Origin of the sequence: Cupriavidus pauculus, assembly GCF_008693385.1 — a bacterium.
In the GTDB taxonomy this organism is placed as follows: Bacteria; Pseudomonadota; Gammaproteobacteria; order Burkholderiales; family Burkholderiaceae; genus Cupriavidus; species Cupriavidus pauculus_D.
Genome location: NZ_CP044065.1, coordinates 2,780,339 through 2,792,068, shown reverse-complemented (window position 1 = coordinate 2,792,068; position 11,730 = coordinate 2,780,339). Strand labels below are relative to the sequence as shown.

Below are 11,730 nucleotides of genomic sequence, written 5' to 3'. Positions count from 1 at the left end.
CTCGCCTTCGGGGCACGCGGGTCAGGGGATCACTGCGCCTTCGGTGCCGTGTCCGGCGGCAGCTGGTAGCTCCACGTCTCGGTCAGCGGACGGTTGTCGCCCGAGACCAGCGCCGCGCGCAGCTCGACCACCTTCTTCGGGTCCTTGACCTTGAAGCGCAGCGTCAGCCGCTGTCCCTTGGTCGCCGGATTGACCTGCAGCACGCGCTCGATCAGCTCGGCGTTGTCGCTGAGGCTGACCTGCGGGTTGATCTGCGCGCTGGGCGCGAGATTCGCGAGCGGCGCGCCCTCGAAGTCGATCAGGAGCCCGACGCTGCCATCGAGATGGCGAATCAGGTTGGCCTGCATGATTTCACCGGCCGAGCGCAGCGTCTGCTTGACCCACGCCACGTCCTTCGGCACGAGCGCGCGCTCGTCCATCGTCCAGTGCATCGTGTAGTTGGCCACCAGTGGCGTCCCCTTCGCGGGCAGCGCGTCGGGCGTCCAGAATGCGACGATGTTGTCGTTGGTCTCGTCGGGCGTGGGAATCTCGACGAGCTCGACCTTGCCGCGTCCCCAGTCGCCCTCGGGCACGATCCACGCGCTGGGCCGCAGGTCGTAGCGATCCTTGAGGTCCTCGTAGGACGAGAAATCGCGGCCGCGCTGCAGCAGGCCGAAACCGCGCGGATTGTTCACGGTGAACTGGCTGATGGCCAGATGGCGCGGATTGTTCAGCGGGCGCCAGAGCCATTCGCCGTCGCCGGTATGGATCGACAGGCCGTTGGAGTCGTGCAGCGCCGGGCGGAAGTTGTGCGGGTCGCGCATCTGGTTCGGCCCGAACAGGAACATGCTCGTCAGCGGCGCCACGCCGAGCTTGGTCACCTTGTCGCGCATGAATACACGCGCCTGCACCTTCAGCGTGGAGTCCTCGCCCGGCATCAGCTCGAAGCGGTAGGCACCGGTCGCGCGCTGCGAATCGAGCAGCGCGAAGAACACGAGCTTCTTGTCCTGCGGGTTGGGACGCTCGATCCAGAACTCGCGGAACGCCGGAAACTCCTCGGCAACGGGCAGGCCGGTGTCGATGGCCAGGCCGCGGCTCGACAGGCCATACACCTGACCCTTGCCGATCACGCGGAAGTAGCTCGCGCCGAGCACGCTCATGACTTCGTCGAGCTTGTCGGGACGGTTGACGGGGTACATCACGCGGAAGCCCGCGTAACCGAGCTTGCTCGTGGCCGAGCGGTCGAGCTTGAGGTCGCCGAAGTCGAACCGCGACATGTCGTAGCGGATCTCCTGCACGTTGTTGCCCACGATCTCGTTGATGCGCACCGGCGAGCTGAACTGCATGCCCTGATGGTAGAACCCGAGCTTGAACGGCGTGCCCTGATTCTTCCACTCGAGGTTGTCGGTGCGCGGCTGGATCTTGATGTAGTCGGCGAACTGCATCTGCTGGAACGCCGGCGGCAGATTGTTCGCGGGTGCCACGTAGGGCTTGTCGGCCAGGCTCTTCGCGCGTGCGGTCACGTCGTCGAGCGAGAAGGCAAATGCGGCACCACCGTGCAGCACGGCCAGCATGGCGGCAAGCGCGGGCAGGACGCCCCGGGTAAATGTCGCGACAAAGGCTGCTGTCAAGACCGATTCCTCCAGTAAGACGGGTTGGAAAATGTTGCCACAGTCGTGCTGCGGTGCAAACCGCTAGTGTATAGACGGTAAACTGCGGGCGTAGTGCCTTAAAAGTTACGTTTTTGCGTGGCGTGCCTGCAACGGCATGCGTGCGCTGTAAAAAAGTCCGACAAAGTCGGGCATACGTCAGGCGCGCGTTCGGGCAGAGTCGAGCGCGTCGCTGACCTACATAACGGAAAAACGATCCGATGAGACTGCTCACCTCGCTGGCTGTTGCCGCCAGCCTGCTCTGCGCCCCTGCCTTTTCCGCCCTTGCCGCCCCGCCCGACGCCGCCCCGCCCGACGGCGCGCAGGCCTCGCCCGCGTCGGTCGCGGAGCGCGACGCATTCATCGACAGGCTCATCGCGCGCATGACGCTCGAGGAAAAGATCGGCCAGCTGCGGCTGATCAGCATCGGCTCCGACATGCCGCAGCCGCAACTGCGCAAGGAACTCGAGGCCGGCCGCGTGGGCGGCACGTTCAATTCGGTGACGCCGGCCGAGAACCGTCCGCTGCAGGAGGCCGCGGTCAAGAGCCGGCTCGGGATTCCCATCTTCTTCGCCTACGACATCGTGCACGGCCATCGCACGATCTTCCCGATCAGCCTGGGCGTGGCCTCCACATGGGACATGGGCGCCGTGGAACGCGTGGCGCGCGTGTCCGCGCTCGAGGCCACGGCCGACGGCATCGACATGACCTTCGCGCCGATGGTCGATATCTCGCGCGATCCGCGCTGGGGCCGCACGTCCGAAGGTTTCGGCGAGGACCCGTTCCTCGTGTCGCAGAGCGCGCGCGCGATGGTGCGCGGCTTCCAGGGTGCGTCGCCGGCCAATCGCGACAGCCTGATGGCCGTGGTCAAGCATTTCGCGCTGTATGGCGCCGTGGAGGGTGGCCGTGACTACAACACGGTGGACATGAGCCCGATGCGGATGTTCCAGGACTACCTGCCGCCATACAAGGCCGCGATCGATGCGGGCGCGGGCGGCGTGATGATCGCGCTCAATTCGATCAACGGCGAGCCCGCCACCTCGAACAAATGGCTGCTGCGCGACCTGCTGCGCAAGCAGTGGGGCTTCAAGGGCCTGACCGTCAGCGATCATGGCGCGATCGACGAACTGTTGCGCCACGGCGTGGCGAAGGATGGCCGCGAGGCCGCGAAGCTCGCGATCGAGGCGGGCGCGGACATGAGCATGCATGACTCGCTCTATCTTCAGCAGCTGCCGGGCCTCGTGAAATCGGGCGCGGTGCCCGTCGGCGTGGTCGATGAGGCCGTGCGCGAAGTGCTGGGCGCGAAGTACGACCTCGGGCTGTTCGCCGATCCGTATCGCCGTATTGGCCGTGCCGCCGACGATCCCGCCGATGTGGAAGCCGACAGCCGCCTGCATCGCGAGGACGCGCGCGACGTGGCGCGCCGCTCGCTCGTGCTGCTCGAGAACCGCAACCAGACGCTGCCGCTGAAGAAGGGCGGCACGATCGCGGTGGTGGGCCCGCTGGCCGATGCGCCGATCGACATCATGGGCAGCTGGTCCGCGGCCGGCAAAGGCAAGCATTCGGTCACGCTGCTGCAGGGCATGCGCGACGCGCTCGGCGATCGCGGCCGCGTGCTCCACGCGCATGGCGCGAACCTGACCGACGATCCGCGCGTGGTCGAGTACCTGAACTTCCTGAACTGGGACATGAAGGAGCTCGTGCAGGATCCGCGCCCGCTCGGCGACATGATTGCCGAAGCGGTGGCGGCCGCGCGTGCCGCCGACGTGGTGGTGGTGGCCGTTGGCGAGTCGCGCGGCATGTCGCACGAGGCGTCCAGCCGCACCACGCTGTCGCTGCCCGGCTCGCAGCAGACGCTGCTCAAGGCGCTGAAGTCCACCGGCAAGCCGATGGTCGTGGTGCTGATGAATGGCCGGCCGCTCACGCTGAACTGGGAGAAAGAAAACGCGGACGCGATGCTCGAGACCTGGTACGCGGGCACCGAGGGCGGCCATGCCATCGCCGACGTACTGTTCGGCGACTACAACCCGTCGGGCCGCCTGCCGATATCGTTCCCGCGTTCGATCGGCCAGATTCCCACGTATTACAACCAACTGCGCATCGGGCGTCCGTTCACGCCGGGCAAGCCCGCGAACTACACGTCGCAGTATTTCGAGGAAGCGTCGGGCCCGCTGTACCCGTTTGGCTACGGCCTCAGCTACACGCAATACGCGGTGTCCGACGTGCGGCTCTCGCGGGACACGATGCGCGCGGGGGAACGTATCGAAGCCAGCGTGACCGTGAAGAACACGGGCGCGCGCGACGGCGAGGTGGTCCTGCAGCTGTACCTGCAGGACGTTGCCGCTTCGGTCGTGCGGCCGGTCAAGGAGCTCAAGGACTTCCGCAAGATTCCGCTCAAGGCGGGCGAGTCGCGCGTGGTGTCGTTCCCGATCGACGAGGACAAGCTCAAGTTCTACAACGCGAAGCTCGACTATGTGGCGGAACCGGGCGAGTTCAACGTCCAGATCGGGCTCGACGCCGAGAACGTGAAACAGAAGACGTTTGTGTTGCGTTAGTGCGGGAGCGCCGTTTGCACTACCATGGATAAACGTCCGCTCCGGAGATCGCTTCCATGCCTCGCCTCGCTCGCAGTCTGGTTATCACGTCGCTGTTGGTAACGGCAAGCGGTCTGCTCGCGTCACTGCCGTTGCCACAGCAACTCCACCATTCGATGGCGCGGGCGCAGCCGTCGGGCGACGCCGCCATCAATAACGCGATCTCCAACGCCGTGCGCGAAGGCGAACCGCAGTTCCGCCCCACGCCCAGCCAGCCGCCGTCGCGCGACGCCGAGTGCGATTCGCTCGCGGCCCAGATCGGCGATTTGCCGCGCCGCAGCTATCGCCCGTCGGGCCAGAACGTCGAAAACAGCCAGGGCACCGACATCCCGACCGTGGAGCGCGACCGCACGCGCCGGCAGCTCCAGCGCGTCTACAACGAGAAGTGCGCCGATCACAGCTGATCGCCTTTTCGCCCCGATGTGGCGCATTTGTTTCACCGATTCGGTGAAAAAACCATATGTTTCATGGTAATCCATGATGGAACGTTTGTTGCTCTGAGTCTAGAGTTGCAACATTCGACTCATAGGAGTGCCACCATGAAACACCATCGCCTGGCCCTTGCGGCCATGTTCGCCACCCTGCTGCCGCTGGCCGCCAGCGCCGCGGACGTGGCCGCGAGCCCCACGCTGAGCAAGATCAAGTCCGGCGGCGTGATCTCGATCGGCCACCGCACGTCTTCCATCCCGTTTTCGTACTACGACGCGAACCAGAAGGTGATCGGCTTCTCGCAGGACATCTGCGACCGCGTGATCGACGCCGTGAAGAAGGAAACAGGTGTTGCAGCGCTGCAGGTGCGCATGGTGCCGGTCACGTCGCAGAACCGTATCTCGCTCGTGCAGAACGGGACCGTGGACCTCGAGTGCGGCGTGACGACCAACCTCAAGGCCCGCCAGCAGCAGGTCGCGTTCTCGACCACGTTCTTCGTGGCGGGCACGCGCCTGCTCGTGAAGAAGAACAGCCCGATCCGCGATTTCGGCGATCTGTCGGGCAAGTCCGTGGTTACCAACGCGGGGACGACGTCGGAGCGCATCCTGCGCCGGCTCAACGACGAGAAGGGCGCAAATATCACGATTCAGAGCGCCAAGGACTATGGCGAGTCGTTCCTGATCCTGCAGTCGGGCCGCGTGGCCGCGTTCATGATGGACGACGTGCTGCTCTCGGGCGCGCGCACGCTGGCGCCGAACCCGTCGGACTGGGCCGTCGTCGGCACGCCGCAATCGTTCGAGGCCTATGCGTTCATGATGCGCAAGGACGATCCGGGCTTCAAGCAGGTGGTCGATGGCGCGATCACGTCGCTGATGAAGAGCGGCGAGATCGATACGCTCTATGCCAAGTGGTTCGCCAAGCCGGTGCCGCCGAAGAACATCAGCTTCGATCTGCCGGTGAGCGAGCCGCTCAAGCGCGCGTACGCGAACCCCAGCGACGAGGCCTTCGAGTAAGCGTCGGCCCGGACGCGATGGGGCGGGCGGTGGTACGCTTGGCGCTGCCATGCATCCGTAGCCCATCGCATCCACCGCCAAGGAGTTCCGATGTCCGTCGCCCCCGTCCTCCCGTCAGCCCGGGAAGCCGTCCACAACCTGCGCGCGTCGCGCATCCGCGAGGTGGCCAATGCTGGCATCGGCCTCCCCGACGTGCTGCCGTTCTGGTTCGGCGAATCGGACCAGGTCACGCCCGCGTTCATCCGCGACGCGGCCAGCCGCGCGCTGGCCGACGGGGCCACGTTCTACACGCACAACCTCGGCATTCCCGCGCTGCGCGAGGCGCTGGCCGCGTATGCCACGCGCCTGCATGGCGCCACCGCGGTCGATAACGTCGCGGTCACCAGCGCCGGCGTCAATGCGCTGATGCTGGCCGCGCAGCTCGTTGCCGGGCCCCGCGACCATGTGGTGGCGGTCACGCCGCTGTGGCCGAACCTCGTCGAAATTCCACGCATTCTCGGTGCCACCGTGGAAACGGTGTCGCTCGACTATGGGCCGCAGGGGTGGGCGCTGGACATCGACAAGCTGCTTGCCGCGCTCAAGCCCGGCACGCGCGCGGTGATGATCAATTCGCCGAACAATCCGACCGGCTGGGTGATGCCGCGCGCCGCGCAGCAGATCGTGCTCGATCACTGCCGGCGTCATGGCATCTGGATCATTGCGGACGAGGTGTACGAGCGCCTCTACTACGGCGACACCGATGGCGACGCACCGACCGCGCCGTCGTTTCTCGATATTGCCTCGCGCGACGAGCGCGTGATCAGCGTCAATTCGTTTTCCAAGGCATGGCTGATGACGGGCTGGCGCCTCGGGTGGATGGTGCTGCCGGCCGCTCTGACCGCGGATCTCGGCAAGCTTATCGAGTACAACACGTCGTGCGCGCCGTCGTTCGTGCAGGAAGCGGGCGTGGTGGCCGTGCGCGAGGGCGAGTCGTTCACGCGGGAACTGGTCGCGCGCACGCGTCAGGCCCGCGACCATCTGGTGAACGCGCTCTCGTCGCTGCCCGGCGTCGATGCACGGGCGCCGGACGGCGCGATGTATGTGTTCTTCCGCTTCGACGCGCAGACGGGTGGTGCCACCGACAGCCTCGAACTGTGCAAGCGGCTCGTGCGCGAGGCGCGCATCGGGCTCGCGCCGGGGAGTGCGTTTGGCGACGAGGGCGAGGGGTTTGTGCGGTGGTGCTACGCGTGCGATGTCGCGCGGCTCGACGAAGGCGTCGCGCGTTTGCGGCAGTACCTCGCTCGCTAGCGCGGACCGGTAGCCGGGGACTACCGGGCGCTTAGCGAGCCGACACGTCGACGGCCTCCTGCGACCACCCACCCCCGAGCGCCTGCATCAGCGCCGCCGTATCCGCCAGCCGGCTCGCACGCGCCTGGGCCAGGTCGAGCGCCGCCTGCCGGGACTGGCGTTCCGCGTCGATCACCGTGAACTGGCTCACACCGCCGAGCCGGTACTGCTCGGACACGATCGCCAGCGTGTCGCGCGTCTGCCGCGCGTTGTCGGCGCGGGCCGCCAGCGTGCCGGCGTCCGCCTCCAGCGCGCGCAGCGAATCCGCCACGTTCTGCAGGCCCTGCAGCACGGCCTGCCGGTAAGCGGCGAGCGACTGCTCATACGCGGCCTCCGATGCGCGTTTCTTCGCCAGCAGCTCGCCACCGCGGAACACCGGCTGCACGACGCCCGCCGCGAGACTCCAGATATTGAGACTGTCGAACAGGTCGCGCATGCGCGTCTCCTGCGTGCCCGCGCTCGCGCTCAGCGTGATCTGCGGATACAGGTTCGCCGTGGCCACGCCGATATTCGCCGACGCTTCGTGCAGCAGCGCCTCGGCCGCGCGGATATCGGGCCGGCGGCGCGCGAGCGTCGCGGGCAGGCTCACCGGCACGGTATCGGGCAGGTACAGGTCCTCGAGCCGGAATTCGGGCAGGCTCGCACTGCCCGGCGTCTGGCCCGTATAGACCGCAAGCTGATGCCGCGCCGCGTCGATCTGCCGCGACAGGCCCGGAATCAGCGCCTGCGTCTGCGCAAGTTCGGCGCGCTGCCGCTGCACGTCCACGCGCGCCACGCCTCCGGCCCTTAGCCGATCCTCCATGATGCCGGCCTGCCGCTGCTGCGCATCCGCCAGGGCGACGGTATCGGCAAGCTGCGCGCGCAGACCGGCCTCGCGGATCGCCGTGGTGGCGACGTTCGCCGCGAGCGACAGGCGCGCGGCCTCGAGTTCGTAGCGCTGGTAATCGACCGCCGCGCGCAGTCCTTCCAGCTCGCGCCGCTGTCCGCCGAACAGATCGAGCACGTAAGAGACCTGTACCGTCGCGCCATAGAGCGTGAACGGTCCGGGGTTCGGAAACGCATCGATGCCGACGGACTTGATATCGAACTGCTGCCGCGCGGCATTGAACTTCGCATCGACGCTCGGAAACTGCGTGGCGCCCGTGCGCGCGATCAGCGTCTCCTGCGCTTCGCGCAGCCGCGCGCTGGCCTGCGCGAGCGTCGGACTGCTGTCGAGCGCGCGGCGCACGGTCTCGTCGAGCGCGGGACTGCGGAACAGCGTCCACCATTGCTTGGGCACGTCGCCTTCGGCGAAGGTCTGGGCCTGCCCTTCGGCGGTCACCGTACGCTCTGGCTGCGGGCCGGTGGTGTAACGCGCATCGGTGGTGGCGGCCGGCGAGCGGAAGTCGGGGCCGACCGCGCAGCCGGCCAGCGCCAGGGCCGCGCAGGAGATGAGGAGGGTGCGCATCGCGGGCTCCATCGTGAAGTTAATCCAGCGTGCGCTTGTAGAAGCGCACCGCGATGGTCATGACGACGACCGTGAAGACAGCCATCGGCCAGACGTTCGGCCAGAGTTCGGTCCATCCGTTGCCCTTGAGCAGGATGCCGCGGATCAGGCGGTTGAAGTACGTCATCGGCAGCACGTTGCCGATCCACTGCGCCCACGCGGGCATGCCGACGAACGGGAACATGAAGCCCGACAGCAGGATATTGGGCAGGAAGTAGAAGAACGTGAGCTGCACGGCCTGCAACTGGTTCTTCGCGAGCGAGGACAGCGTGATGCCGACCGTCAGGTTGGCCGCGATGAACAGCAGCGCCGCGAGGTAGACCGCGACGACGGAACCGAAGAACGGTACCGAGAAGATCCAGTACGCGGCCGCGAGGATGATCGTCGACTGGATCAGGCCGATGAAGATATACGGCACGATCTTCCCGGAGATGACCTCCACGGGCTGCACGGGCGTGGCGAGCAGATTCTCCATGGTGCCGCGCTCGCGTTCGCGCGTCATGGCGAGGCCCGTCATCATCACCATCGTCATGGTCAGGATCACGCCCATCAGGCCCGGCACGATGTTGTACTGCGTGATGCCTTCGGGGTTGTAGAGACGCTGCACATCGACGTCGAACGCGGACTTGCCGCCGGCCAGCGGCGCGAGCGCGCCCTTGAGGTCGATGCGCGCGACGCTGTCCGGCAGGCTCGCGAGCGCGGCAAGCGCGGGACCCGTCGCGGACGGATCGGTCGCATCGGCTTCCACGAGCATCGCGGGCCGCTCGCCGCGCAGCAGCTTGCGCGAGAAATCGGTCGGAATGGTCAGCACGAACTGCACGTCGCCGCGCATCAGCGCCTCGCGCCCCGCGCGTTCGTCGGGCAGCGTGCCCACGACCCGGAAGTACGTGGTGTTCTCCAGCGCCGCGATAAACGAACGCGTGAAGTCGCTCTGCTCCGCGCTGATGACGGCGGTGGGCATATGGCGCGGGTCCGAGTTGATCGCGAAGCCGAACAGCATCAGCTGGATGATGGGCAGGCCGACGATCATGCCGAACGTGACGCGGTCTCGCCGCAGCTGGAGGAACTCCTTCAGCACGATGCTCCACCAGCGCTGGACCGAGAACCGCGAGCGGGTGGCTCGCCGCCTCGGTGGGGTGGGCGTGGCGGGGTTGTTCATGTGCGCTCCTTCGCCCGCGGCCTGGCCGCGCTCGCGGCCATGTTGTCCTGCGCGCCGCTCATCATGTGGATGAAGACGTCCTCGAGGCTCGTCGGCGTCTGCGCGATGCGCCGGTTCGGGCCGGCAAGCTGTCGCAGTGTTTCGCCGAGCAGCGCGCCGTCGCGTCCCGTGACGTGCAGCGCGGTGCCGAAGGCCACGGTCTGCTCGACGCCGGGCTTGCCCTGCAGCGCGGCCGACAGACCGGCGAGGTCCTCGCCCTCGACGCTCCACGTGGCGAGGTGCTGGCTATCGACGACCTCCTGCGACGTCCCCTGCGCGAGCAGCTTGCCGTATGCGATATACGCGAGCTTGTGGCACCGTTCGGCCTCGTCCATATAGTGCGTGCTGACGAGTACCGAGATGCCGCGCGCGGCAAGCTGGTGCAGCTGTTCCCAGAAATCGCGGCGCGCCTTGGGATCGACGCCGGCCGTCGGTTCGTCGAGCAACAGCAGCCGCGGCGCGTGAAGCAGGCAGGCGGCGAGCGCGAGCCGCTGCTTCCATCCGCCCGAGAGCGATCCCGCGAGCTGCGCCGCGCGCGATTGCAGGCCGAGATCCTCGAGCGCGCGATCGACGGCCTCGCGGCGGTTGGGCATGTCGTACACACGCGCGACGAAGTCGAGGTTCTCGCGAATCGAGAGATCTTCCCAGTACGAGAACCGCTGCGTCATGTAGCCGACGTTGCGCTTGATCTCGGCGGCATCCTTGAGGATGTCGTACCCCAGGCAGGTGCCTGAGCCCGAGTCGGGCGTCAGCAGGCCGCACATCATGCGGATCGACGTGGTCTTGCCGCTCCCGTTGGGGCCGAGAAAGCCGAAGATCTCGCCGCGCGCGACCTGCATCGACAGATCGTTGACCACGTGCTTGTCGCCGAAATGCTTGTTCAGGCCATGCACGTCGATCGCGAGTTCGGGTGTGCCGTTCGACGCGGCGCCGGGAGGCGGGTTGGCGTGGCTCATGATGCGCGCACCTCCACGGGCTGGCCCGGATGCAGCTTCGACGCGTCGCCGCGCGTGGGACGCGCCTCGATCAGGAACACGAGCTTGCGGCGCGTCTCGTTGCTGTAGATGACGGGCGGCGTGAACTCGGCTTCGTTCGACACGTAGGTGATCGTTGCCGCGACGGGCGCCGCGCAGCCATCGCAGAGGATCTGCACGCGCTGACCGTTCCGGATGGACCCGACCGCGCCCTCGGGCACGAAGAAGCGCACCTTCACGTTGCCGGGCGGCAGCATGCGCACCACGGGGCTGCCCGCCGGGACCCACTCGCCGTTGCGGAACGGCGTGTCGTAGACGAGGCCCGCTTCGGTCGCGGCCACCGCCTTGCGCGAAAGCTTCCATTCCGCCTGCGCCAGCGCGGCGCGCGCGGCCTGCACCTGTGCCGCCTGCGCGGCCATCTGCGCGGTGCGGCCCGGCAGGCGGGCCACATCGACATCGCGCTGGATCTCGCGCACGCGCGCGGCATCTGACTCGGCGGTGGCGCGGCTCTCGTCGAGCTGCGCGCGGGAGATGCCGCCGATCTCGAACTGCGCCTCGTCGCGCTTGCGTTGCGCGGCGCTGCGCGTGGCCTGCGCCTGTGCCTGCACGAGCTGGGCCTGATTCACCGCGACTTCGACGGGGCGCTTGCCGGTCTGCATATCGGTCAGCTGGGCCTCCGCCACGCGCACCTGCTCCGCGGCCTGATCGCGCGCGGCGCGCTCGTCGTCGGACTCGAGCACGAACAGGGGCGCGCCCGTGGCCACCTGCTGCCCGCGCTCGACCGCGAGGCGATCGAGGCGGCCGGCAAACGGCGAGGCGACGGCGACGAACTCGCCCTCGACATAGCCCTGCCACCCGGTGGGCGCATCCCGCGAGCAGGCGGCCAGCGCGAGCGCCATCATCGCCAGCGCGGCGGGGGTGATGGCCGCAGCGATGGTGCGCCGCCGGCGAGGCGTGTGGAGGGGGGCGGAGGAGGAAGGCATGGCAGGCTCCGTGGGTGGCCTCTGCGCGTGCGCGCGGAGGCGCAAAAGGCGGGGAAGGCGTAAAGCGTAAAAGGCGTAAAGCGTAAAAGGCGGGAAAGC

At 67.5% G+C, this 11,730-nt stretch carries 9 protein-coding genes; 4 read left to right on the top strand and 5 right to left on the bottom strand.

Features of this window, described 5'->3' with window-relative positions:
- Positions 1 to 29: 29 nt before the first annotated feature.
- On the bottom strand, positions 30 to 1,553 hold the full coding sequence (locus FOB72_RS12785) for a glucan biosynthesis protein G (RefSeq protein ID WP_150373893.1): 1,524 nt from the start codon (positions 1,551 to 1,553) through the stop codon (positions 30 to 32).
- A 296-nt stretch (positions 1,554 to 1,849) separates the two neighbouring features.
- Here FOB72_RS12785 and bglX point away from each other — a divergent pair, with 296 nt between their 5' ends.
- The 4 genes from bglX (at position 1,850) to FOB72_RS12765 (ending at position 6,951) form a co-directional block, all read left to right on the top strand.
- The gene (gene bglX, locus FOB72_RS12780) at positions 1,850 to 4,183 is read left to right on the top strand and encodes a beta-glucosidase BglX (RefSeq protein ID WP_150372853.1); all 2,334 of its coding nucleotides are present in this window, start codon (positions 1,850 to 1,852) and stop codon (positions 4,181 to 4,183) included.
- 56 nt (positions 4,184 to 4,239) lie between these two features.
- Positions 4,240 to 4,626: a hypothetical protein gene (locus tag FOB72_RS12775; RefSeq protein ID WP_191002149.1), complete on the top strand. Its 387-nt coding sequence runs from the start codon at positions 4,240 to 4,242 to the stop codon at positions 4,624 to 4,626.
- A 135-nt stretch (positions 4,627 to 4,761) separates the two neighbouring features.
- On the top strand, positions 4,762 to 5,664 hold the full coding sequence (locus FOB72_RS12770) for a transporter substrate-binding domain-containing protein (protein WP_150372852.1): 903 nt from the start codon (positions 4,762 to 4,764) through the stop codon (positions 5,662 to 5,664).
- 90 nt (positions 5,665 to 5,754) lie between these two features.
- Entirely contained in the window at positions 5,755 to 6,951 is a 1,197-nt protein-coding gene (locus tag FOB72_RS12765; RefSeq protein WP_150372851.1) for a pyridoxal phosphate-dependent aminotransferase, read from the top strand.
- Between the two features lie 31 nt (positions 6,952 to 6,982).
- Here FOB72_RS12765 and FOB72_RS12760 read toward each other — a convergent pair whose 3' ends face one another.
- Genes FOB72_RS12760 through FOB72_RS12745 form a run of 4 tightly spaced genes read right to left on the bottom strand, consistent with a single transcriptional unit; the run spans position 6,983 to position 11,631 of the window.
- The gene (locus tag FOB72_RS12760) at positions 6,983 to 8,437 is read right to left on the bottom strand and encodes an efflux transporter outer membrane subunit (protein WP_150372850.1); all 1,455 of its coding nucleotides are present in this window, start codon (positions 8,435 to 8,437) and stop codon (positions 6,983 to 6,985) included.
- A gap of 19 nt (positions 8,438 to 8,456) precedes the next feature.
- On the bottom strand, positions 8,457 to 9,635 hold the full coding sequence (locus tag FOB72_RS12755; RefSeq protein ID WP_150372849.1) for an ABC transporter permease: 1,179 nt from the start codon (positions 9,633 to 9,635) through the stop codon (positions 8,457 to 8,459).
- A complete protein-coding gene (locus tag FOB72_RS12750) occupies positions 9,632 to 10,630 on the bottom strand; it encodes an ABC transporter ATP-binding protein (protein ID WP_150372848.1) in 999 nt (332 codons plus the stop codon). The genes FOB72_RS12755 and FOB72_RS12750 overlap by 4 nt, the downstream gene beginning before the upstream one ends.
- On the bottom strand, positions 10,627 to 11,631 hold the full coding sequence (locus FOB72_RS12745; protein ID WP_411859794.1) for an HlyD family secretion protein: 1,005 nt from the start codon (positions 11,629 to 11,631) through the stop codon (positions 10,627 to 10,629). The genes FOB72_RS12750 and FOB72_RS12745 overlap by 4 nt, the downstream gene beginning before the upstream one ends.
- Positions 11,632 to 11,730 lie beyond the last annotated feature (99 nt).

Bases quoted from the DNA above. Each gene is read 5' to 3' on its own strand.
- FOB72_RS12785 (WP_150373893.1), bottom strand. From the start codon at position 1,553: ATGCTGGCCGTGCTGCACGGTGGTGCCGCATTTGCCTTCTCGCTCGAC.
- bglX (WP_150372853.1), top strand. From the start codon at position 1,850: ATGAGACTGCTCACCTCGCTGGCTGTTGCCGCCAGCCTGCTCTGCGCC.
- FOB72_RS12775 (WP_191002149.1), top strand. From the start codon at position 4,240: ATGCCTCGCCTCGCTCGCAGTCTGGTTATCACGTCGCTGTTGGTAACG.
- FOB72_RS12770 (WP_150372852.1), top strand. From the start codon at position 4,762: ATGAAACACCATCGCCTGGCCCTTGCGGCCATGTTCGCCACCCTGCTG.
- FOB72_RS12765 (WP_150372851.1), top strand. From the start codon at position 5,755: ATGTCCGTCGCCCCCGTCCTCCCGTCAGCCCGGGAAGCCGTCCACAAC.
- FOB72_RS12760 (WP_150372850.1), bottom strand. From the start codon at position 8,437: ATGCGCACCCTCCTCATCTCCTGCGCGGCCCTGGCGCTGGCCGGCTGC.
- FOB72_RS12755 (WP_150372849.1), bottom strand. From the start codon at position 9,635: ATGAACAACCCCGCCACGCCCACCCCACCGAGGCGGCGAGCCACCCGC.
- FOB72_RS12750 (WP_150372848.1), bottom strand. From the start codon at position 10,630: ATGAGCCACGCCAACCCGCCTCCCGGCGCCGCGTCGAACGGCACACCC.
- FOB72_RS12745 (WP_411859794.1), bottom strand. From the start codon at position 11,631: ATGCCTTCCTCCTCCGCCCCCCTCCACACGCCTCGCCGGCGGCGCACC.